Origin of the sequence: Niameybacter sp., from assembly GCF_036655075.1 — a bacterium.
Taxonomy (GTDB): Bacteria; Bacillota; Clostridia; order Lachnospirales; family Cellulosilyticaceae; genus Holtiella.
Genome location: NZ_JAVVQU010000002.1, coordinates 41,991 through 64,103 on the forward strand (window position 1 = coordinate 41,991; position 22,113 = coordinate 64,103).

At 36.5% G+C, this 22,113-nt stretch carries 24 protein-coding genes; 1 reads left to right on the plus strand and 23 read right to left on the minus strand.

The annotated features are described in order from the left end of the window. The 17 genes from nusA to proC all read right to left on the minus strand — a co-directional run bounded on the left by nusA (window position 1) and on the right by proC (window position 12,813). Window positions 1-1,140, minus strand: a complete 1,140-nt coding sequence (gene nusA / locus RRY75_RS01025; RefSeq protein WP_332490689.1) for a transcription termination factor NusA — start codon at window positions 1,138-1,140, stop codon at window positions 1-3. 25 nt (window positions 1,141-1,165) lie between these two features. Further along, on the minus strand, window positions 1,166-1,630 hold the full coding sequence (rimP, locus tag RRY75_RS01030; RefSeq protein WP_332490688.1) for a ribosome maturation factor RimP: 465 nt from the start codon (window positions 1,628-1,630) through the stop codon (window positions 1,166-1,168). Window positions 1,631-1,856: 226 nt separating this feature from the next. Beyond that, window positions 1,857-2,912 carry a flavodoxin-dependent (E)-4-hydroxy-3-methylbut-2-enyl-diphosphate synthase gene (gene ispG, locus RRY75_RS01035; RefSeq protein WP_332490686.1) on the minus strand — a complete coding sequence of 352 codons (1,056 nt, stop codon included), beginning with the start codon at window positions 2,910-2,912 and terminating at the stop codon, window positions 1,857-1,859. Continuing rightward, complete coding sequence (locus tag RRY75_RS01040; RefSeq protein ID WP_332490684.1) at window positions 2,912-3,940, minus strand: M50 family metallopeptidase; 1,029 nt, start codon at window positions 3,938-3,940, stop codon at window positions 2,912-2,914. The genes ispG and RRY75_RS01040 overlap by 1 nt, the downstream gene beginning before the upstream one ends. Beyond that, the gene (locus tag RRY75_RS01045; RefSeq protein ID WP_334309690.1) at window positions 3,937-5,097 is read right to left on the minus strand and encodes a 1-deoxy-D-xylulose-5-phosphate reductoisomerase; all 1,161 of its coding nucleotides are present in this window, start codon (window positions 5,095-5,097) and stop codon (window positions 3,937-3,939) included. The genes RRY75_RS01040 and RRY75_RS01045 overlap by 4 nt, the downstream gene beginning before the upstream one ends. 34 nt (window positions 5,098-5,131) lie before the next feature. Continuing rightward, window positions 5,132-5,947 (minus strand): phosphatidate cytidylyltransferase, encoded by an 816-nt coding sequence (locus RRY75_RS01050; protein ID WP_332490680.1) that lies wholly within the window; start codon window positions 5,945-5,947, stop codon window positions 5,132-5,134. 11 nt (window positions 5,948-5,958) lie between these two features. Beyond that, on the minus strand, window positions 5,959-6,669 hold the full coding sequence (locus RRY75_RS01055) for an isoprenyl transferase (RefSeq protein WP_332490678.1): 711 nt from the start codon (window positions 6,667-6,669) through the stop codon (window positions 5,959-5,961). 57 nt (window positions 6,670-6,726) lie between these two features. Next, the gene (gene frr / locus RRY75_RS01060; RefSeq protein ID WP_332490677.1) at window positions 6,727-7,281 is read right to left on the minus strand and encodes a ribosome recycling factor; all 555 of its coding nucleotides are present in this window, start codon (window positions 7,279-7,281) and stop codon (window positions 6,727-6,729) included. Between the two features lie 18 nt (window positions 7,282-7,299). Then, on the minus strand, window positions 7,300-8,007 hold the full coding sequence (gene pyrH / locus RRY75_RS01065; protein WP_332490676.1) for a UMP kinase: 708 nt from the start codon (window positions 8,005-8,007) through the stop codon (window positions 7,300-7,302). Between the two features lie 144 nt (window positions 8,008-8,151). Then, a complete protein-coding gene (gene tsf, locus RRY75_RS01070) occupies window positions 8,152-9,063 on the minus strand; it encodes a translation elongation factor Ts (RefSeq protein WP_332490675.1) in 912 nt (303 codons plus the stop codon). 20 nt (window positions 9,064-9,083) lie between these two features. Beyond that, the gene (rpsB, locus tag RRY75_RS01075; RefSeq protein WP_332490674.1) at window positions 9,084-9,830 is read right to left on the minus strand and encodes a 30S ribosomal protein S2; all 747 of its coding nucleotides are present in this window, start codon (window positions 9,828-9,830) and stop codon (window positions 9,084-9,086) included. A 149-nt stretch (window positions 9,831-9,979) separates the two neighbouring features. Then, window positions 9,980-10,108, minus strand: coding sequence for a hypothetical protein (locus RRY75_RS01080; protein WP_332490673.1), 129 nt, complete (start codon window positions 10,106-10,108; stop codon window positions 9,980-9,982). Window positions 10,109-10,116: 8 nt separating this feature from the next. Continuing rightward, complete coding sequence (locus RRY75_RS01085) at window positions 10,117-10,335, minus strand: hypothetical protein (protein WP_332490672.1); 219 nt, start codon at window positions 10,333-10,335, stop codon at window positions 10,117-10,119. 4 nt (window positions 10,336-10,339) lie between these two features. Then, window positions 10,340-10,510 carry a DUF6115 domain-containing protein gene (locus tag RRY75_RS01090; RefSeq protein WP_332490671.1) on the minus strand — a complete coding sequence of 57 codons (171 nt, stop codon included), beginning with the start codon at window positions 10,508-10,510 and terminating at the stop codon, window positions 10,340-10,342. A 331-nt stretch (window positions 10,511-10,841) separates the two neighbouring features. After that, window positions 10,842-11,240: a hypothetical protein gene (locus tag RRY75_RS01095; RefSeq protein WP_332490669.1), complete on the minus strand. Its 399-nt coding sequence runs from the start codon at window positions 11,238-11,240 to the stop codon at window positions 10,842-10,844. A 234-nt stretch (window positions 11,241-11,474) separates the two neighbouring features. After that, window positions 11,475-12,011 carry an NUDIX hydrolase gene (locus RRY75_RS01100; protein ID WP_332490667.1) on the minus strand — a complete coding sequence of 179 codons (537 nt, stop codon included), beginning with the start codon at window positions 12,009-12,011 and terminating at the stop codon, window positions 11,475-11,477. A 10-nt stretch (window positions 12,012-12,021) separates the two neighbouring features. After that, window positions 12,022-12,813: a pyrroline-5-carboxylate reductase gene (gene proC, locus RRY75_RS01105; protein WP_332490665.1), complete on the minus strand. Its 792-nt coding sequence runs from the start codon at window positions 12,811-12,813 to the stop codon at window positions 12,022-12,024. Window positions 12,814-12,940: 127 nt separating this feature from the next. Between proC and RRY75_RS01110 the strand changes: the two genes are divergently transcribed. Continuing rightward, complete coding sequence (locus tag RRY75_RS01110; protein ID WP_332527144.1) at window positions 12,941-13,420, plus strand: NfeD family protein; 480 nt, start codon at window positions 12,941-12,943, stop codon at window positions 13,418-13,420. 338 nt (window positions 13,421-13,758) lie between these two features. Here RRY75_RS01110 and purB read toward each other — a convergent pair whose 3' ends face one another. The 6 genes from purB to RRY75_RS01140 form a co-directional block, all read right to left on the minus strand. Next, complete coding sequence (purB, locus tag RRY75_RS01115; RefSeq protein WP_332490661.1) at window positions 13,759-15,189, minus strand: adenylosuccinate lyase; 1,431 nt, start codon at window positions 15,187-15,189, stop codon at window positions 13,759-13,761. Window positions 15,190-15,466: 277 nt separating this feature from the next. Further along, the gene (locus RRY75_RS01120; RefSeq protein ID WP_332490659.1) at window positions 15,467-16,657 is read right to left on the minus strand and encodes a pyridoxal phosphate-dependent aminotransferase; all 1,191 of its coding nucleotides are present in this window, start codon (window positions 16,655-16,657) and stop codon (window positions 15,467-15,469) included. A gap of 401 nt (window positions 16,658-17,058) precedes the next feature. Next, window positions 17,059-18,588, minus strand: coding sequence for a ribonuclease Y (gene rny, locus RRY75_RS01125; protein WP_332490657.1), 1,530 nt, complete (start codon window positions 18,586-18,588; stop codon window positions 17,059-17,061). Between the two features lie 119 nt (window positions 18,589-18,707). Beyond that, window positions 18,708-19,343 carry a RecX family transcriptional regulator gene (locus tag RRY75_RS01130; RefSeq protein ID WP_332527143.1) on the minus strand — a complete coding sequence of 212 codons (636 nt, stop codon included), beginning with the start codon at window positions 19,341-19,343 and terminating at the stop codon, window positions 18,708-18,710. 305 nt (window positions 19,344-19,648) lie between these two features. Further along, window positions 19,649-20,701, minus strand: a complete 1,053-nt coding sequence (recA, locus tag RRY75_RS01135; RefSeq protein ID WP_332490654.1) for a recombinase RecA — start codon at window positions 20,699-20,701, stop codon at window positions 19,649-19,651. Window positions 20,702-20,776: 75 nt separating this feature from the next. After that, the gene (locus RRY75_RS01140; protein ID WP_332490652.1) at window positions 20,777-22,009 is read right to left on the minus strand and encodes a competence/damage-inducible protein A; all 1,233 of its coding nucleotides are present in this window, start codon (window positions 22,007-22,009) and stop codon (window positions 20,777-20,779) included. Window positions 22,010-22,113 lie beyond the last annotated feature (104 nt).

Sequence of the window (22,113 nt, forward strand, 5' to 3'; positions counted from 1 at the left end):
TTAGATCTCTTCACCCTCACTTGGTTCTGGTTGGCTTTTAATATCTATTTTCCAGCCTGTTAACTTCGCTGCAAGACGAACATTTTGTCCACCTTTACCAATAGCTAAAGTCAAGATGTTTTCTGGCACAATAACTTTTGCACTTCTTTCTACACCACGCTCTGTTTCTGTCTCTTCTAAAGCAACTTCTAACACTTTAGCTGGACTAAGTGCAGCTTCGATAAACTCTTTTGGTTCTTCACTCCAACGTACAACGTCAATTTTCTCACCGTTTAACTCTTCTACCACTAAGCTAATACGTTTACCTTTTTCACCAACACATGCACCAACTGGGTCAACAGCTGGATCATTTGAGTGTACAGCGATTTTTGTACGAGAGCCTGCTTCTCTTGCAATACTTTTAATGACAACAACGCCTTCTTTAATCTCTACAACTTCTTGTTCGAAAAGACGTTTTACAAGATCTGGATGTGTACGAGATACACCAACCTGTGGGCCACCTTTTTGTTTAGCATCTGGACGTTGTTCGTTTTTATTGAAGTCTTTTACATTAAGCAATAAGAAAGCTTTTTGTGGAAGGCCTTCTTGTTCACCCATAATACCTTCAAAAGTCTCATTTGGCATTGCTTCTGTAAGTGGAAGAGATGCTTCAGCATGTTCAAGTTGTACGATAAAACCATTTTTATCTTTTCTTAACACTTGGCCTTTTACTAAGTCATTCAGCTTCACGCTGTATTCGTTAAATACCATTTCACGTTCAGCTTCTTTGATTTTTTGAATAACAACTTGTTTTGCATTTTGAGCTGCAATACGTCCGAAGTTTCTTGGTGTAATCTCTACGTCTACAACGTCATCTACACTAATAACAGGATTAATCTTTTTCGCTTCAGATACACCAATTTCAGCAATATCTACTATTATTCCTTCATCTTCCACTACTTTTTTAACAGAGTAAACTTTTACATCCCCTGTTTCTTCATTAATATCCACGCGAATAATAGGTTTAATAGCGCCTACGTTGCCAAAATGCTTTTTACAAGCTGCTTCGATGGATTGACGGATCGCATCAAATAATCTCTCTCTATTAATTCCTTTTGACTTAGCAATTTGGTCAATTGCTAACATAAAATCTTGATTCATGGTAATCCTCCTCTAATGCCCTACTTTAAAATAAAATAGCCAATCTTACACTGACTACATTCTTCATTGGAATTTCAATTGTTTCCCCATCTTCGTCACAAATGGTAAGTGTTTCTTCTGTTTTATTAATAAGTTCACCTTGAAGGCTTTTTTGTTTATTAATAGGTGTATAAAGCTTTACATCCACGACTTCTTCTTTGAAACGTTCGAAGTCTTCTGCTTTCTTAATGATGCGGTCAAGACCTGGTGAGCTTACTTCTAACATATAAGCTGGCTCAATAGTATTTTTTTCATCTAATATAGCTTCAATAGCACGACTTGTTAGGCGACAATCTTCAATATTTACGCCACCTTCTTTATCAATGTAAATACGAAGATAATAGGAAGGTCCTTCTTTTACGAACTCTACATCTACAAGTTCATAATTGAAGTCTGCAAGAATTGGCTCAAGATAAGTAGTCACTTCATCTACTATTTGTTTTTTGTTCATACTAATCATCCTCTCATACAAATAGTTTGACTTATTCTGGGTGAACTATTCATTTTGTTAAGAAAAGTTTACCCAAGCATATAGAAAGAGTGGGCGATTAACCCACTCTTTCACGTCACAATAATATATACTACAAAAAGTATAACCTCTTTTTATGTAAAAATCAAGACTCTATTCAAAATAAAGTCTTGTATAAAAACACTGAAGTCTTTACTCTTTACAGGTGTTATAGCAATTCTTCAAGTTCTTGCATAAAGGTTTCAATTAATACATCTTCTGGAACTTTACGGATAATTTGACCCTTTTTGAAGATGAGTCCTTCTCCTTTACCCCCTGCAATACCAATGTCTGCTTCTCTTGCTTCTCCCGGCCCATTGACTACACACCCCATGACTGCAATACGCAATGGTTTTTTGATATGTGCAGTACGTTTTTCTACTTCAGTAGCCAGACCAATTAAGTCTACATTGGTACGTCCGCATGTTGGACAAGAGATGATTTCTACACCAAAATTACGAAGCTCTAGAGATTGTAACACTGTTTTTGCACAAGTAATTTCCTCTATTGGATCATCCGATAAAGAGACACGTATTGTATCACCTATACCACGAGATAAAATAGCCCCTAGTCCAACAGATGATTTGACAGTCCCTTTATATAAAGTTCCTGACTCTGTAATCCCTACATGTAAAGGATATTTATAATGGGCTGCAAATAAATTATAAGCTTCAATCGCTAATGGAACTGTGGATGCTTTTAAAGAGACTACAATATCTTGGAAATTCATCTCTTCTAAAATATCAATATGCTTCTTGGCACTTTCCACCATGGCTTCTGCACACACCTTACCGTATTGCTCAAGCAAACTTTTTTCTACTGAACCTGAATTTACCCCAATACGGATAGGAATGTGATATGCCTTAGCTTTTTCTACTACTATTCTTACTTTTTCCTCATCTCCAATATTACCCGGATTAATGCGCAATTTATGAATACCATTTTCCATAGCCATAAGTGCTAAGCGATAATCAAAATGAATATCTGCTACAAGTGGAATATGAATACGTTTTACAATTTGTTCGATACTTTTTGCTGCTACTTCATCCGGAACAGCCACACGTACAATTTCACAGCCCGCCTCTTCTAATCTAAGAATTTGATTTACTGTAGCCTCTACATCATGAGTCTTAGTATTGGTCATTGACTGAATGGCCACAGGTGCACCACCACCCACAAGTACGTTACCTATTTTAATTTGTCTTGTCTGTTCTCTTGTATACATTATCCAAACACCCTTCTTAAGTCATTAAAGAGTACGAATACCATAAGCACCATCAAGAGAATAAAGCCAATAGTATGCACCATATTCTCTTTTTCTGGATCTACAGGTTTACGTCTAATCATTTCTATGATGCTAAACACAATACGTCCACCGTCTAAGGCCGGCAAAGGTAATAAGTTAAATACTGCCAAGTTTGCAGAAAGAATACCTGCTAGTTGTACAAGTGTCATAACTGCAGTCATCAAACTCTGCTTCATGCCTTCATTCCACATTTCTGAGCTAATCTGTACAACACCTACTATACCTGCTAAATCTTGTACAGGCACTTCGCCTGTAATAAGCATGACAAAAGTTTGAGCAATCTGTACCACTACCATCACACTATCTCTTAAGCCACCCCATACAATTTCTGTAAACGTAGCAGGTGCTTTACCTGGTCTAAAGCCATACATATAGCGTCCCGATTCAACCTCTTTAGGTTCAATATTTAAAGTGCGTACTTGTTTATTGGCATCCACCACTTGGAAAGTATGGGCGTCTTTAGCTATCCCTAGCTGCTCCTTAATTTCTGCAAAGTTTTTAGTAGGTGTACCGTTGATTGATACAATAGTCTCACCGACTTGAATGCCTGCTTGATGTACAGGTGAATTGGGTTCAATAAAAGAAACCGTATTACTTGCTGTTCCAGCATAACCAATAATCGTTGCAAAGATTACCCAAGCAAGTAAAAAGTTCATTACTGCTCCAGCAATAAAAATAATAAATTTTTGCCAAGGCTTTTTATTCATCATGGAGTCTTCCTCGTAGGAATCCCCACCTTCACCTTCTATAGCACAAAATCCCCCTAAAGGTAATGCTCGTATAGAATAGAGTGTGTCACCACGTTGAATGCCAAATAATTTAGGGCCCATCCCTATGGCAAATTCATTTACACGTACTTTGAAAAAACGCGCTGCTAAAAAGTGCCCTAATTCATGGATTAAAACAATAAGGGCAAACATTAACACAATCATAATGATTTTGCTCACTGTTTTTGTACCTCCTGTCTACTCATTACTCTCGCCCATTCATCTATCCCTATAATTTCATCAAGGCTTGGTCTATTTATACATATGTGCTTTGCCATAACTTCATGAATAATACTTGGAATTTGTAAAAAGTTAATTTGCTTCTTTAAAAAAGCATCTACTGCTACTTCATTCGCAGCATTGAGTACGGCTGGCATAGTCCCCCCAACGACCAACGCATCATAGGCAAGCCCTAAACATGGGAATAAATCTTTTTTAGGTGGATCAAAGGTAAGCTTAGATAATTTTGCAAAGTCCAGTGGATGCACACAAGGAGTTGGTTTACGCTCTGGATAGTAAAGGGCATAAGCAATAGGATGCATCATATTAGGCAGCCCCATTTGAGCCATTGTAGAACCATCTTTGTATTCCACCATAGAATGGATAATACTTTCACGATGGACAATCACATCTATTTGCTCAGGTGTTACATCAAATAAATGTTTAGCCTCTATGACCTCTAATCCTTTATTCATTAAACTAGCAGAATCAATCGTAATTTTACTTCCCATACTCCAGTTCGGATGCTTCAAAGCAGCTTCTACTGTCACATCTTGGAGCATCTCTTGGGTATAGTCTCTAAAAGGACCACCTGAAGCTGTTAAAATAAGTTTTGAAACGGCATGGTGCTCATTCCCGCGTAAACATTGAAAAATAGCACTATGCTCACTATCTACAGGTAAAATGGATACCCCATAGTCTCTAGCCGCTCCCATTACTAATTCGCCTGCTGTAACAAGGGTTTCCTTATTTGCTAAGGCAATAGTCTTGCCCTTTTTAATAGCCTCTATCGTTGGAATAAGCCCAATCATGCCGACGACAGCTGTCAATATACTATCGGCTTCATCCATCGTTGCCACAGCAATAAGCCCTTCCAGCCCTGATACTACTTCAACCAGTAGCCCCTGTGCTTGTACACGATTTTTAAGTTCTGAAGCTTTCTTTTCATCCATAACACAGACCAACCTTGGATGAAACATATTAATTTGCTGTTCTAACAAATTAATATTTCGATGTGCGCTAAGACCTACGATCTCTAAAGAAGGATCACTGGCAACTACTTCAAGTGTTTGTGTGCCTATAGAACCAGTAGAACCTAAAAGTGCAATTTTCTTTATCATATCTTGATTAACTCCTCTTCTATATTGCCCGTTAAGCAATCAAATTAAGCCCTACTATACATTCTAATGCAATGGCAATAAATGGGGCAACAAATAAAATGCTATCAAATCGGTCTAGCACCCCACCATGACCTGGAAAAATATAACCAAAGTCTTTTACATCTAAAGTCCGCTTAATAGCTGATGCAGCTAAATCACCAAATTGGGAAAGAATTGCACTTACAAAGACAATACCTACAATAAAAATAACTTTTTCACCCATTTCAGGATAAGCAAATTGGGTGTAGCTTACTGTGTAAATATAGGCAATAATACCTGAACCTATAGCCCCACCAATAGCACCTTCTATTGTCTTTTTAGGACTTAATATAGGCGCTAACTTATGCTTACCACAGAGTTTACCTGTGAAATAAGCACATGTATCACTTCCCCAAGCGCTAATAAAAATAAGCCACACAAGGAAATCGCCATATTCTGCGCCACGAATCATTAATATGAAACTAAGTAAAAGGCCAACATAAAGTGGAGCAAATAAAGTAAGTGCAACATCCACAATGTTATGTTTAGGATAAGTGAGCACCATACCTATTAAGAGTATGATTAAGGAAACACTTGTAAAAATGCCAAAGTGTTTCATCATCCATTCGTACGTACAGAAAAAGATAAGTCCTATGCCATAGCCTAACCATTTAATAGGTTTATATTTTTTTTCAGTAACTTGATAAAATTCATGCATACCAATCAAGGCGACTATCCCCCCTACAATCTGCAAAGTAGGATTGCCTAAAGCTATGAGTAAAATAACAAAAGGTATACCAATGACAGCTGTTAATACTCTTTTAAGCATAACACTTCCTCCTATTCACTTTGACCAAATCGTCTTTTACGATTACTATACTCCAAGAGGGCAAGGTCAAATGCTTTTACTGTAAAGTCTGGCCATAAACAATTTGTAAAGTAAAACTCACTGTAGGCTAATTGCCATGGTAGATAGTTACTTGTACGCATTTCTCCACTTGTACGAATCATTAAGTCCGGATCCGGTATCCCTGCAGTATCTAAAAACTGCTCAAAATAAGTTTCATCCACATCCTCTGCTTTTAAACCCTTTTGTTGCAATGCCATTATCATCTTGCGACTTGCACGAATGAGTTCATCTCGTCCACCATAATTAATAGCAATGTTAATACAAATACCTGTTTTATCTTTTGTAAGCGTCTCTAGCTGTTCAATTTGTCCCCTAATATCTTCTGGTAATCCATGACGATCCCCTATGACATGAAAACAAGCATTTTTACGCTTAGCTTCTTTAATATGTTGTTTTAAATATTGACGCAGTAGATTCATGAGCCCCTCTACTTCATCTTGTGGTCTTTTCCAATTTTCTGTAGAAAAAGCATACAATGTCACATATTCAATCCCCAAACTTTCAGCGTGCTGAGTAATCTTTTTGACAACATCAGTGCCTTTCTTATGACCTTCATTGCGAGATAGACCTTTTTCTTTTGCCCATCTTCCATTTCCATCCATAATAATCGCAACATGTCGCGGTAATTTTGTCTTTTCCATCCTTACGCCTCCTTTATAAAACAATAAAACCCCTCAATATTGAGGAGTTTTAAATGATTAAACAGATAAAATTTCTTTATTTTTATTCTCAATATGGCGATCAATTTCAGAAACAAATTTGTCTGTTAATTTTTGCACACCGTCTTCAACTGTTTTTAATTCATCTTCTGTCATTTCATTTGCTTTTTGTGCTTTTTTGAAAGCATCCATTGCATCACGACGAATGTTACGGATAGCAACTTTAGCATTTTCACCTTTTTTCTTGGTTTCTTTTGTAAGTTCTTTACGACGGTCCTCAGTAAGTTCTGGGAACACAAGACGAATCACTTTACCATCATTAGAAGGGTGAATACCAAGATCAGATTCATTAATTGCTTTTTCAACAGCCTTAAGAAGTGTTCCATCCCAAGGTTGAATAACAAGCATACGTGCTTCCGGTACACTGATGTTACCTACTTGCGCAACTGGTGTTGGGCTTCCATAGTAATCAACTGTAATACGGTCTAATACGTGTGGATTTGCTCTTCCCACTCTGATCGTGTTGAACTCATCTAAAAGGGTATTGATTGTCTTTTGCATTTTTTCTTCATAATTTTTAATTTGTTGGCTCATAAAATATCCTCCTATAAGTTATTCCACATAAATAGTGGTGCCTATTTTTTCGCCAGCTGCTGCTTTTAAAATACCGTTAGGCATGTCTAAATCAAAAACAATAATAGGTAATTTTTGATCAATACATAAAGTAGCTGCTGCTGCATCAATTGCTTTTAAATTTTTGTTTAAAAGCTCTTGGCATGAGATACTTTCATATTTTTTAGCTTCAGGGTTAAGTTTTGGATCACTATCATATACACCATCAATATTTTTAGCAAAAAGAAGTGCACCTACTTCTACTTCGCAACCTCTTAAAGCCGCACCTGTATCTGTAGAAAAGAATGGATGTCCTGTGCCACCTGCAAAGAAAACAATTTTCCCTTTTTTCATATGTAAAAGCGCATGCTCTTTAGAAAAAAGTTCAGTCATATTTCCAACTGCAAATGGTGTTTGAACAACAGCTTCTACACCTTCTGCACGGCAAACATCAGCCACATAAATGGCATTCATAACTGTTGCAAGCATACCAATTTGGTCTGCTTTTGTACGATCCATATCACCACTTGTACGGCCTCTCCAGAAGTTTCCACCGCCAATTACGACACAAACTTCAATCCCTGTTTGAACAAGTTCAATAAGTTCACGTACAACACGTGTAATCACACCATGGTCAAAGCCTCTTTGTTTTTCTCCAGCGAGTGCTTCACCGCTTAATTTGACTAGTACACGACTATATTTTTGCATAATCTTCACCTTCCTGCTATGAATACTCTACCACAAAATGTTTTGTATTTCTAGATATAAAATAAAATAATTCCTTTATTTTCTAAGGCTTGCGCCGTAAAAAAGGGGACACAACGTGTCCCCCCTAATGTGCTAATCTACTGATTAGTTACCAGCCATTTGTTTAGCAACTTCTTCTGCAAAGTTTTCTTCTACTTTTTCGATACCTTCACCAGTTTCGAAACGTACGAATGCTCTAACTGCATCAGCGTTACCAAGTTCAGCTGTAACATATTTAGCAACTGTTAAATCTGGATCTTTAACATATTCTTGTTCAAGTAAACAGATTTCTTTAAGTTGTTTGTTTAATCTTCCGATTACCATTTTTTCAATGATGTTTTCAGGTTTCCCTGGGTTTTCATTGATTGCTTGGTGCATTAAGATTTCTTTTTCTTTTTCTTGTTTTTCAGCAGAAACATCAGCCGTTCTGATGAATTCAGGATTAACAGCAGCAACTTGCATTGCTACGTTACGGCCTACTTCAAGAGCTTTTTCATCTGTTGATCCCATTTCAACTACAGCAATAATTTTACCACCACCATGTGTGTAAGCAGCAAATGTACCATCTGTTGTCATACGTGCAATACGACGAAGTGTTAAGTTTTCACCGATTGTAGCGATTTTTTCTGTTAAAACATCACCAACTGTTTTAGATGCATCTTCACACCATGGAAGTGCTTTTAATGCTTCTACATCAGCTACTTCGTTATTAAGTACCATTTCAGCAACTTGATTAACGAATGTAATGAATTGTTCATTTTTAGCAACGAAGTCTGTTTCTGAGTTGATTTCAACTAAAGCAGCTGTTTTGTGATCAGCAGAAATCATTTCTTTTACAAGACCTTCAGCAGCAACACGACCAGCTTTTTTAGCAGCTTTTGCTAAGCCTTTTTCGCGTAATACTTCGATAGCTTTTTCAATGTTGCCATCTACTTCATTTAATACACTTTTGCAGTCCATCATGCCTGCGCCAGTTCTTTCACGTAACTCTTTTACCATTGCAGCTGTAATAGCCATAATTCATTACCTCCAGATTATTATTCAGCGATTACTTCTGCTTCGCTGTTTACTGTTTCATCTTCTGCGTTTGCTTCAAAGATTTCACCTTGTTTTGTTTCTATGATTGCATCTGCCATTTTAGCAACGATTAATTTAACCGCACGAATAGCATCATCATTACCTGGGATTACGTAATCAACTTCTTCTGGATCACAGTTAGTATCAACGATAGCTACTACTGGAATTCCTAAGATATGAGCTTCTTGGATAGCAATTTTTTCTTTTCTTGGGTCAACTACGAACATAAGGTCTGGTAATTGTTTCATTTCTTTAATACCACCTAAGTTCTTTTCAAGTTTGTCCATTTCTTTACGAAGTTCAATTACTTCTTTTTTAGGAAGTACTTCGAAAGTACCATCTTGTGCCATTTCTTCTAATTGTTTAAGTCTAGCAACACGACTTTTGATTGTAGAGAAGTTTGTAAGCATTCCACCTAACCATCTTTGGTTAACGTAGTACATACCACAACGTTCTGCTTCTGATTTAACAGAATCTTGAGCTTGTTTTTTAGTACCTACGAATAATACTTTACCGCCTTCTTCGCCTACTTGACGAATTGTAGCGTAAGCTTCATCGATTTTTTTAGCTGTTTTTTGTAAGTCGATGATGTAGATACCGTTTCTTTCTGTGAAGATGTATTCTTTCATTTTTGGGTTCCATCTTCTTGTTTGGTGACCGAAGTGTACACCCGCTTCTAAAAGTTGTTTCATTGAAATAACGCTCATTTTAATTCCTCCTGGTTGGTCCTCCGCATAGTTTATAATGCAAAATACTTATACAAGCACCGCTTTTGCATCACGCTATACGTGTGTTTTATTTTCGCATTGAATTATATCATACTCTATGCTATAACACAATATCTTATTTTTTATTTTTATTTTTTGGCATTTCTTGTCAGATGTTCTAACACTAAGTCGTAGGCTCCCATAAGAGGTAAATGACATTTTCCTGTTAGAAGTTTAGTCGTCATCTGCTGCTCATAAACATAACGTCTAAATGCCACAGCATCTTCTATAATGCCTTTTGATTCTCAGAACTCACTGATTTGTGTCGCACTATAGTCACCACTGTTGGTGGTTTTGTAGGTTCTACTTCATCTTTGGCTACTGTTTCTTGCATGACCTCTTGTGGCCTAATATTCAATCCTACATAGTCCATCACCAGCCCTGACAGCATGATGCCACTCCCTACCCCCATAAACCAGTCCAAGAACTTTTCTCTTTTCCTCATCGTCTTACCTCATCTTGTAAAGTGAAAGCATGAGTTGTACTTCACTTTTGCCTTTATTTACTTTTTTTGCGATGTCTTCTACACTTAATCCTTCTTCTGAAAATCTAATAATTTCATCATAGCATTTTGTTTCTTCTTGTGCAAGATATAGCACTTCTACAGAGCGTGTAGTCACCTTAGCCCCCCCGTTACAGTATATACTAAATCTCTTTCACCCCATGACCAATAGTTTTGACAACTAGAGTACCTGTAGCAGTGTAGAGCTCTATCCGTACACCCATAGTTAGCTCCAGTCTCCTCTGCCAATGAAGGAAGTGTATTTTGCTCGGTATAAACAATCGGTGTTAAATTTTTTACATCAATATTATACTATTTATTTTTGTCAATAGATCTTCACATTTTTATCATTGTTTTTAAATTCAAGTTGTTATTCAATTTTAAAAAAATAAAGTAATATACTCGTATATCATTAAACGAGTGTATTACTTTATTCTTTATGTATTTATTTAAAATAGGCTTCTCACCATTGGCTGTATATAAGCATCTACCAAACTAATCAAAAGGGCACCAGCAATACAGAATACAACAAGTTGACGATAGGTTGCTCCATAGACCTCATGACCTTTTAGCCCATATCTTAAGCTATGCTCTCCTACCATAATCCCTAAAAACAGTAGTGTTACCCCCTGTAACCCAAAAAGCAAGAGACTCATCCATATCCCCTTCAAACCAAAGAGTAATAACACACCACAGATGCTAAATCCATAGCTAAAACTCATAAAAAACAGAATAGCTACTGCAACAAATCTTGTTGTTTTAGTAAACCCTGATGCCCATATTCCTAGGAGTTGGATGAGGTGAATACACAACGCTTTTTTGAAAATCTCAAAATTTCCATCTCTCAAAGCGCTCTCTCCCTGTACAATAGCAACTAAGCTTTCAAAAAAAATCTTATCTTTTTTTACACTTATACAATAGAAACTCCCTATTAGTATGCCTATGATACAAACCATAACCCATATTAAATTTGTATTCATAAACTTTTTTGATAACGGTTTCACAGTATGGCTCATTCTACGCCTCCTCATAAGGTTTGTCTCTCTTTCTACCTTATGAAAGGACGTCCCACTTTAGAACTTTTAAGATTCTTGCTTTAACCTATTTTCTACTGCTAGTAGTCCCACTATTGTTTTACTATCACAAATCTCCCCTGTAAAAATCATATGAATAGCTTCTTGAATGGGATAAGTCACCACTTCAATATATTCATCTTCATCTAAGTGCTGCTGCCCTACTTGCAAGTCTTGTGCCATATAAAGATGGAGTCGTTCATCACTAAGGCCTACTGCCGTATACATACTACAAATCTTAGTCATCTTTCCCGCTTTAAAGCCGACTTCCTCCTCTAGCTCTCTTGTTGCACATGTGAGTGGGTCTTCGCCTTTTTCAAGCTTTCCTGCCGGTATTTCAAGCACATAGCCATCTTCAGCATTTCTATATTGTTTCACCAATATGACTTCTTTCCCAGTCGTCACAGGAACTACAGCTGAAGCACCATTATGTACAACTAAATCCCACTGTGCAACAGAGCCATCCTCAAACTGTATTTCATCTTGTACGATAGTAAATATTTTTCCTTTATAAACTTCTTTTCTTCCTATACGCTTTGCCCCCATATGTCCCTCCTTAACTCATTTTGTTGGCTTTTTCAAAACAAGCTGTCATGCCACTAATCACACTATGTCTAAAACCCGTTTCTTCTAACTTAGCTACCGCTTCAATAGTTGTTCCACCAGGAGAAGTTACCGCATCCTTTAAACTTCCCGGATGCTCTTTAGTCTGAAGTACCATTTCACACGCACCTTTTATAGAAAGTGCTGCCATTTCATAAGCCATTTGACGTGGCACACCAAAACGAACAGCTGCATCTGCCATCGCTTCTATGAACATATATCCATAGGCTGGTGAAGACCCTGACAAAGCAACGATTGCATTCATCTGATTTTCTGCAATTTTGAAACTACGCCCAAAAGCATTAAAGTGTGCTTCCACTACTTGAAGTTCTTCACTTGTTACAGCGCCTTCTTTATAACAGTACGCCGTCACACCTTGGCCGACTAAAGCAGGTGTATTAGGCATAGTACGTACAAGTTTTGTATGCCCACCTAAAAGCATCTCCATCTTCTCTAAGCTGATTCCAGGTGCAACCGTAATCACAACTTGTTCCTTTTTAATCAACTCTTTAAGTTCTTTACAAACTGACTCATAATATTGAGGCTTTACACTCAACACAATATACTCACTTGCCTGTATAAGTTCTTTTATGGATTTACATCCTAAAATACAACTTGCTTCAAACTTCTTATACTGAGACTGATCTACATCAAATACAGCAACCTGTCCTTCAAACTTTTTAGTGATGGCATCAATCATAGCACCACCCATATTTCCTACACCTACAAATCCAAAACGACTCATATATAACCTCTTTTCTTAACTTTATTTCAAAATTTTTATACCTATGTTATAATTTATAGTATAATATTTTTCCTTTGCATACAATGTTATTATAACATTGTACAACCTAAAAGAAAGGAGTGATTTTATGTGGTTACTTTGGTTAGTTGTAGGCATTGCCTTTGCTATTGCAGAAATTATCAATAACGGATTTTTCCTTATATGGTTTGCAATAGGCGCTATTGCAGCACTTTTAACGTCACTGATTACAACAAGTGTTCCCATCCAACTCATTGTTTTTTTGACTCTTTCTTTCTTACTACTCATCACTTTAACAAGATACTGCTCCGCTCACTTCGCTAAAAAAGATACCATTCCAACTAATATCGATGCACTTATCGGTAAAACAGGTACTGTACTTACATTCATTGGCACCGATAGCTCTCAAGTAGGTCAAGTTAAGCTAGACGGGGAAATTTGGAGTGCTATTTCATCTGATGGATTATCTATTGAAAAAGGCATAACTGTCATTGTAGATGAAATTCGTGGTGTTCGCTTAATTGTTCATCCAAAATCTTCTACCCTTTTAAATACATCCTCTCATAACACACAAGAGGAAACACTTTAAGTTTAGTATGCTATCCATCACATAAAGAGGGATTGCCCATGCCCTTAACTATTGGAATTATTATTTTAACTCTATTAAAATGATCAAGCAAACTTGTACTTCCGTCAGATGCTGTGAACTTCCTAGGTACTTTTAAAGACAGCAAAGAAGTTATGGGTAATCACTAGAAACTTGCTTCAGATAAAGCGTTTTTATACTCGCTATATAGCTTCTTATAAAAACGAGTGTTGTCCCAGCTCAATAGTAAAAGGTCTAAGAAACAAGTTTCTTAGACCTTTTACTATTGAGCTGGGACATTAAATGATTTGATAGTTTCTTAAATCTAATATCATTTATTTCTAAACGCGTACTTCACCTTCGCGTCCAAGTACATTTTTATTGGCATCTAGTAGTGGTTGAATCACTTCACCTACAAAGTCATCCACTTGAAGTGCTGCACAGCCAATAAAGTTTTCTGGTTTTAAAATACTGCGTAGCTCTTCTTCTGACATTTTAAACGTGCCATCTGCTAAAATACGTTCGATTAAGTCATTTGGTCTACCTTGTTCTTTAACTTCTTTTGCTGCTTCCATAGAAAGCACACGAATTTTTTCATGAAGCTCTTGACGGTCTCCACCACGTTTTACACCTTCCATCAAAATAACTTCTGTTGCCATAAATGGAAGTTCACTTAAAATACGTGTTTCAATGACCTTTGGATAAACAACAAGGCCATCTGCTACGTTCATATACGTTTCTAAAATAGCATCTACTGCTAAGAATCCTTCAGATACTGCAAGACGCTTGTTAGCACTATCATCAAGTGTTCTTTCAAACCATTGTGTAGAAGAAGTGATTGCCGGATTTAATGCATCACAAATTACAAACCGTGCTAACGCACTCATACGCTCACTACGCATTGGATTACGTTTGTATGCCATGGCAGAAGATCCAATTTGATTTTTTTCAAAAGGTTCTTCAACTTCTTTTAAATTTTGAAGTAAACGGATATCATTACTAAATTTATAAGCAGATTGAGCGATTTGACTTAGGGCATTTAAGATTTGACTGTCTATTTTTCTTGTATACGTTTGACCCGTTACAGGGAATACATCTGCATACCCTAATTTATTTGCAATACGTTTATCTAACTCTTTAACTTTACTATAGTCCCCTTCAAAAAGGTTTAAGAAAGTAGCTTGTGTACCTGTGGTTCCTTTTGCTCCTCTTAAACGTTTTTCTCCAAGCAAGTGGTCAATTTCTTCTAAATCTAGCCAAAGCTCTTGTAGCCAAAGTGTAGCTCTTTTACCTACTGTTGTAAGCTGCGCAGGTTGAAAATGTGTAAAACCTAAAGTTGGGAGTTCTTTATATTTAAGTGCAAAGTGAGTAAGTTTTTCCATAACATTTAATACTTTTGTACGTAAAACTTCTAAAGCTTCATACATAATGATTAAGTCTGTGTTATCTCCTACATAGCAACTTGTTGCACCTAAGTGAATAATAGGCATTGCACTTGTAGCCTGTTCTCCATAAGCATGCACATGAGCCATAACGTCATGTCTTACTTTCTTTTCCCATGCATCCGCTGTCTCATAATTGATGGTGTCTGCATAACGTTTCATCTCTTCTATTTGTTCATCTGTAATAGCAAGTCCAAGCTCTTGTTCCGTTTCAGCAAGGGTTACCCATAATTTACGCCAAGTTTTAAACTTTTTATCCTCTGAAAATAAATAAAGCATTTCACGACTTGCATAGCGACCTGCTAAAGGACTTTGATAAGTATCTCTCATATGCTTCTTCCTCTCTTTCACACGCTTATTGCGCCTCATTCTCTTATATTATAATGAATTTTTAAGAGAAACTCAACAAAATTCGAACCTTTTATGTTTTTTTTTACTTTTTGTTCACTTTTCATTTTTCTTTCATCTTTATCTTTTAACTTTCTGCTTACATTTATACGTTTTCCAACTTATCCGATTTATGCATCCCCATACGTCATTTTGGCCCCCACCTCTACAACCTATCTGCCCACGCAAAAAGGACTGCGTTTAAACACAGCCCTCTCAATCATCTTAAACTTTCAACAAAGTTGTTTAACCTCGCAATACCTGTTTGAATCATTGTCTCTTTCATCGCATAAGATAGGCGAATACAATCAGATGCTCCAAAATCTTGACAAGGTACGACTGCTACATTTTCAGCCTCTAATAACACTCTGGCAAAATCTGCCGCAGAACAAATCTCTTCATCGTTATAATGTTTGCCAAAAAGTGCAGATACATTGATAAAACAGTAAAATGCACCATGTGGTTTAATTAAGTCAAATCCAGGGACTGCACTTAATCCTTCATACATTAATTTACTTCTTCTTTCAAAGACTTCCACCATATCCCTTGCAAAACTCTGATTTAGATCCAGTGCTGCCTCTGCTGCTTTTTGTGCAATAGAGTTGGGATTAGAAGTTGCATGACTTTGAATATTCGCAGCCGCTTTAGCCACCTCTACAGGGGCTGCAATGTACCCAATACGCCATCCTGTCATTGCATGACTTTTAGATAAACCATTTATGGTAACTGTATGATCATAGATTTCCTGAGATAATGAAGCAACACAAGTATGCTCTGCACCTTCATATACTAGGTATTCATAGATCTCATCAGACACTATCCATAAATCATGCTTAACCGCCATCTGAGCTATTGTTTGAATTTCCTCACGTGTATAGACAACACCTGTGGGATTAGATGGCGAATTTAAAATAAGTGCACGTGTCTTAGGATTTATTGCTTTTTCTAAGTCCTCTGGCTTCATTTTATAGCCATCACTTTGACGTGTTTGAAGAATTTGTGGTATACCATGTGCCATTTTAATCATCTCAGGGTAGCTTAACCAAAATGGTGCTGGAATAATTACCTCATCACCTGGATTTAACAGCGCCATAAAAGTATTCACTAAAGAATGTTTTGCACCATTACTCACTACAATTTGCTCCGGTGTATACATCACATTATTTTCAACTTGCAGTTTATGGGCGATAGCCTTTCTTAAACTCACAATCCCTGCTACAGGTGTATATTTTGTAAACCCTTCTTGAATAGCTCGAATGGCTGCTTCTTTTATATAATCAGGTGTATCAAAGTCTGGTTCACCTGCACCAAATCCAATAACATCAATTCCCTCAGCCTTCATAGCATTAGCTTTAGCAGTAATTGCTAATGTAGAAGAAGGCGCTATACTATTTGCTAATCTAGAAATCATATCCTCACCCTCCATATAATAATTGAAATATTACAATTATTATAATTTATTTGTCTGACTTTTGCAAGATTAATTATAAATCTTTCATTTATTATTCTAATACTATTTTATTCACCTCTCTCATTTTTGTTCTATATGCTTAGCTTTTTTATTTTTTATCTCTCTAAGTTACACCAAAATGATACCCTATCATTCTAGTCTCATAAAATATTTGTCCATTTTATGATCTTATTTTATAATATACATTCATTTTTTATACAAATTATTAATATACTACTGTAAAAAATTACTTATAGACTACTCGATTTTCTATATGATGGGATATTTAGCCTCTTTATAAAATAAGACTTTTCATAGAGCAAAAAAAAAGGGTTGTATACGAATATATACAACCCTTTTATCTATTTCGCGTACTCTGTAGCACGCGTTTCTCTTATAATACTTACTTTAATTTGACCTGGATATTCAAGGTCCTTTTCAATCTGTTTGGTTACTTCTCTTGCAAGTAATATAAGTCCTTCATCATCCACTTCATCCGGAACAACCATAATACGTACTTCACGACCTGCTTGAATTGCAAATGATTTCTCAACACCTTTGAAAGATGTCGCAATTTCTTCAAGTTTTTGCAAACGTTTAATGTATGTTTCTAATGTTTCACGACGTGCACCTGGACGAGCAGCTGAAATTGTATCAGAAGCTTGTACAATAACAGCTATAGCTGTTTCTTGATCCACATCACCATGATGAGCTTCAACTGCATTAATAACTACAGGATTTTCGCCATATTTACGACAAAGGTTAGCACCAATACTTACATGTGAACCTTCTACTTCATAATCAACAGACTTACCAATATCATGAAGTAAGCCAGCACGTTTTGCAAGACGAATATCTAAACCTAATTCACCTGCAATAAGACCTGCTAAGTTAGAAACCTCAATAGAATGTCTTAATACATTTTGACCATAACTTGTTCTAAACTTCATCTTACCAAGTAAACGAATAAGTTCTGGATGGAGACCATGAACACCTGTTTCAAATGTTGCTGCTTCTCCTTCTTCACGAATAAGTACTTCTATTTCTTTACGTGCTTTTTCTACCATCTCTTCAATACGAGCTGGATGGATACGTCCATCTACGATAAGTTTTTCAAGAGCAATTCTTGCAATCTCACGGCGGATTGGATCAAATCCTGAAAGAATAACAGCTTCTGGTGTATCATCAATAATAAGATCAATACCTGTTAAAGTTTCTAAAGTACGAATATTACGGCCTTCTCTACCAATAATACGACCTTTCATCTCATCATTTGGTAATGGTACAACAGATACAGTTGTATCTACTACATGGTCTGCTGCGCATTTTTGGATAGCATTTGTAAGAATTTCTTTAGCCTTTTTATCAGCTTCCATTTTAGTTTTAGCTTCAACTTCTTTAATAAGAAGTGCTGACTCATGTTTGACTTCATCTTCGATGGTCTTAAGAAGGTATTGTTTAGCAGCTTCTGAAGTTAAACCTGAAATACGTTCAAGTTCTTCCATTTGCTTTCTTTCAATCTCTTCCGTTTGTTGTTTAGTTTTTTCAATTTTATCTAATCTAGCTTGAAGTTGTTCTTCTTTTTGCTCAAACTGATTAGATTTTTTATCAAGTGATTCTTCTTTTTGCAATAAACGTCTTTCAAGTTGATGCAATTCACTTCTACGTTCTTTTACTTCTTTGTCTAATTCATTTTTAACTTTAATATTTTCTTCTTTTGCTTCTAAGAGCATCTCTCTCTTTTTAGCTTCTCCAGTCTTTATAGCATCATCTATGACTTTTCGCGCTTTTTCTTCTGCTGAACCAATTTGCGCTTCTGCGATACGTTTTCTATAAAGAATGCCTGCTGCAAAGCATAATATTCCAACTACAATAACAATCAGGACTACCATAACTACTCCAGTTATGGAAACATTATTTATGATATGACCACCTCCCTATTTTTGTGCTAAAAACGTGCAAATAACAACATAATTGTATAACTTTTTAAAATCACTGTCAAGCATTGGCATTAGTCAATAAATCCTTCTTCTTGCTGTCTAATGCAACGTTCTACTGTACTATAAGAAAAACCTCGTGTTAAAATTCGATTAATAATTTTTTGTTTGTCCTTGTACTCGAGCTCAGAATGGTATCTAAATTTATTTAAAAAATATAAAATGTTTTCCTCTTCCTCTTGAGCATACTGCGCTTTATAACTTTCTAAGTCATTCACAGTGACACCTTTTGTATAAAGTTCAGATTGTATTTTTCTTAAACTTTTATGAGCGTACTTGACTTTTGAATCCATATACCGCTTTACAAAATTTTCGTCATTTATATAATTATATTTTTTCAGAAAAGTGATGACTTCCTCTATAATCCATTCACTATATTCTGCTTTTGCTAAAGCTTGACGCATTTGGAGTTCTGTCTTATCGCCTCTTGCAACACTATTTAAGGCACGCATTTTAGCCTTATCTAACTGTATTTGACTCATCAACCCCTCATAGCCTGTTTCATCTAGCACCATTCCTGCAACAAGATTATAGCGCTCTACAGCCTTATTGCTTACACCAAACGAAAAACTTCCATTGATAAAGATTGAAGAACGATCGGGGTCCTTTTTTTGCACTTCTATTGCTGTGATTTCATATTTTGTACCCACTTTTTAATTATTCCCACTTTCTATTGTTTTTAAACCTCTTCAGTATACTATATGCCCCTCATTTCAACAAGAAAATGGCCTGTATAGCATTTCTTACGTCACCCCTTCAAATACCCTATATCATATATAAACAATGCATCAAGGCGGCATTTATCACCTTATATCAAGATATCCTTGTTTATTATCATCTTAACTCAACTTATATACTTTCCTTAAGCTAATCTATATATTTATCAATGCTAGGTGATCAAACCTTTTCCTAATAAAAAAGGTACTAACATAATTCTCATGTTAGTACCTCCTACCTAATCTTCTAAATCAAGTAGCATATCTTCTTCTAACTCTTCTTCGTGACCTTCTACTTGTGCTTTATTTACGCCGTAGTGGTTACGTACAGCCAGTTCAATTTCTTCAAGTAAGACTTGATTATCTTTTAAGAAAATTTTTGCGTTTTCACGTCCTTGACCTAGACGAATATCTCCGTAGGAATACCAAGCACCACTCTTATTAACGATGTCAATATTAGCTGCAAGGTCAAGTACATCACCTTCTTTAGAGATGCCTTCTCCATACATAATATCAAATTCAGCTTGTTGGAAAGGTGGTGCAACTTTATTTTTAACAACTTTAACACGTGTACGACTTCCAATAAACTCATTACTTTGTTTAAGTGTCTCTATTTTTCTAACATCTAAACGTACAGATGCATAGAACTTAAGCGCACGTCCACCTGTTGTTGTTTCATTACTACCAAAAGTAATCCCCACTTTTTCACGTAACTGGTTAATGAAGACAACTGTACATTTTGATTTATTCACAACCCCTGTAAGCTTTCTTAAAGCTTGTGACATTAATCTAGCTTGAAGACCCATATGAGAGTCACCCATATCCCCTTCGATTTCTGCACGTGGTACAAGTGCTGCTACAGAGTCGACAACAACAAGGTCTATTGCTCCTGAACGCACCATTGTTTCTGCAATTTCAAGTGCTTGTTCACCATTATCTGGTTGTGAAATATAGAGTTCATCAATATCTACACCAAGTTTTTTAGCATAAGCTGGATCAAGGGCATGCTCAGCATCAATAAATGCTGCAATGCCACCTATTTTTTGTACTTCTGCAATCATATGAAGGGTTACTGTTGTCTTACCTGATGATTCAGGTCCATAAACTTCAATAATTCTTCCGCGAGGTACGCCTCCAACACCTAATGCGATATCTAAGCTTAATGAACCTGTTGGAAATGTAGAAATGTTTGTTTCAGTAGCTTCCCCAAGCTTCATGATAGAACCTTTCCCAAATTGCTTTTGAATTTGAGATATCGCTGCGTCTAATGCTTTCTTTGATTCGTTATTCATCGTTTCACCTCTTCGTCATATCGAACGTTTGTTCTTTAGAGTTATTATACCCAACTTCTATTCAAATAGCAAGTCTTAATTCTGAAGTTTTTCAAACAGTCTACAAAGGATATGTTTAACTGCTTTATTTCTCACTTCTTGTCTAGAACCTTCTAGTCTAAGCTCATAAGTAAAGGTTTCTTCTGGCAAAGCAATCCCAATGTACACAAGCCCTACAGGCTTTTCTAGTGTCCCTCCATCCGGTCCCGCTATTCCTGTAGTGGAAAGCCCAATATGCACACCGGCCATGTGGCGAATCCCCTCTGCCATTTCATGTGCTGTCTGGTGACTCACTGCACCATATTGGTCTAGTGTTGCTTCTTGTACACCTAAATATTTCATCTTGGCTTCATTGCTATAGGTGACAACCCCTTCTTTGAAGTAACTTGAAATGCCACTACAATTTACAAGCGTTCCAGCTAAAAGGCCACCTGTGCAAGACTCCGCAGTAGAAACGGTCCACCGCTTTTTTTGTAGTATTTTCAAAATACTTTCCTCAATTTCTTCTTCATTATAACCAATCACATAGGGTTTTAATCGACTGACAATGCTATTTTTTATCTCTTCCCCACGCGCATACGCTTCTTCATAGTTCTTTTTATAAGCGCGTATACGTAAAATAATTTCTAACTTGCCCACATAAGGTGCTACAACTACATCTTCGAACGTCCCAAGCAAATCACCTATTTGCTCTGCTAAATGACTCTCACCAATACCAAAGCACTTCACATCTACTGTATAAAATACACCTTCCATCTGTTTCTCTAAGTAGGGGCAAACCTGCCCATTAAACATAGCAATAAGTTCATGTGGAGGTCCTGGCAAAAGGACTATCATTTTCCCCTCATACTTGATTAGGCATCCCGGTGCTGTTCCACATGTATTTTCTAAAATGTGAGCATCTGTTGGAAAATAAGCTTGCCTCTTATTATTCTCCGGTGTTGTTCGATTGGTCCGCTTAAAATAGTCTACAATCCCTTGATACACATCTTCGTAGAAAACGAGTGGCTTATTTAGAGCCTGACACACTACCTGCTTTGTTAAATCATCTTCTGTAGGCCCAAGTCCCCCTATTACAAAAACAATCTCAACTCGCCTTAAAGCATAGTGCAAGGCTTCTTCTATATCTTCTTTTACATCACCAACTGCTGTATGGTAAGCAGTCAAAACACCATAGTCTTGCAGTCTACTGGCAATAAAACTCGCATTGGTATTAATTGTATGCCCTGTTACGACTTCATTGCCAACTGCCAAAATTTCTGCCTTCATTTCCTTCATCCTCTCTCTTTAGATTTTTTCAACCTAGAAATGCAAAAAAGGTAGGAAGCTTATCTTCCTACCTAGTATAACACTATTTTTACCCTAGTATAACA

Coding starts and splice junctions, on each gene's coding strand:
- nusA (WP_332490689.1), bottom strand. CDS start 1,140: ATGAATCAAGATTTTATGTTAGCAATTGACCAAATTGCTAAGTCAAAA.
- rimP (WP_332490688.1), bottom strand. CDS start 1,630: ATGAACAAAAAACAAATAGTAGATGAAGTGACTACTTATCTTGAGCCA.
- ispG (WP_332490686.1), bottom strand. CDS start 2,912: ATGTATACAAGAGAACAGACAAGACAAATTAAAATAGGTAACGTACTT.
- RRY75_RS01050 (WP_332490680.1), bottom strand. CDS start 5,947: ATGCTTAAAAGAGTATTAACAGCTGTCATTGGTATACCTTTTGTTATT.
- RRY75_RS01055 (WP_332490678.1), bottom strand. CDS start 6,669: ATGGAAAAGACAAAATTACCGCGACATGTTGCGATTATTATGGATGGA.
- frr (WP_332490677.1), bottom strand. CDS start 7,281: ATGAGCCAACAAATTAAAAATTATGAAGAAAAAATGCAAAAGACAATC.
- pyrH (WP_332490676.1), bottom strand. CDS start 8,007: ATGCAAAAATATAGTCGTGTACTAGTCAAATTAAGCGGTGAAGCACTC.
- tsf (WP_332490675.1), bottom strand. CDS start 9,063: ATGGCTATTACAGCTGCAATGGTAAAAGAGTTACGTGAAAGAACTGGC.
- rpsB (WP_332490674.1), bottom strand. CDS start 9,830: ATGAGCGTTATTTCAATGAAACAACTTTTAGAAGCGGGTGTACACTTC.
- RRY75_RS01085 (WP_332490672.1), bottom strand. CDS start 10,335: ATGAGGAAAAGAGAAAAGTTCTTGGACTGGTTTATGGGGGTAGGGAGT.
- RRY75_RS01100 (WP_332490667.1), bottom strand. CDS start 12,011: ATGGGGGCAAAGCGTATAGGAAGAAAAGAAGTTTATAAAGGAAAAATA.
- proC (WP_332490665.1), bottom strand. CDS start 12,813: ATGAGTCGTTTTGGATTTGTAGGTGTAGGAAATATGGGTGGTGCTATG.
- RRY75_RS01110 (WP_332527144.1), top strand. CDS start 12,941: ATGTGGTTACTTTGGTTAGTTGTAGGCATTGCCTTTGCTATTGCAGAA.
- purB (WP_332490661.1), bottom strand. CDS start 15,189: ATGAGAGATACTTATCAAAGTCCTTTAGCAGGTCGCTATGCAAGTCGT.
- RRY75_RS01120 (WP_332490659.1), bottom strand. CDS start 16,657: ATGATTTCTAGATTAGCAAATAGTATAGCGCCTTCTTCTACATTAGCA.
- rny (WP_332490657.1), bottom strand. CDS start 18,588: ATGGTAGTCCTGATTGTTATTGTAGTTGGAATATTATGCTTTGCAGCA.
- recA (WP_332490654.1), bottom strand. CDS start 20,701: ATGAATAACGAATCAAAGAAAGCATTAGACGCAGCGATATCTCAAATT.
- RRY75_RS01140 (WP_332490652.1), bottom strand. CDS start 22,009: ATGAAGGCAGAAATTTTGGCAGTTGGCAATGAAGTCGTAACAGGGCAT.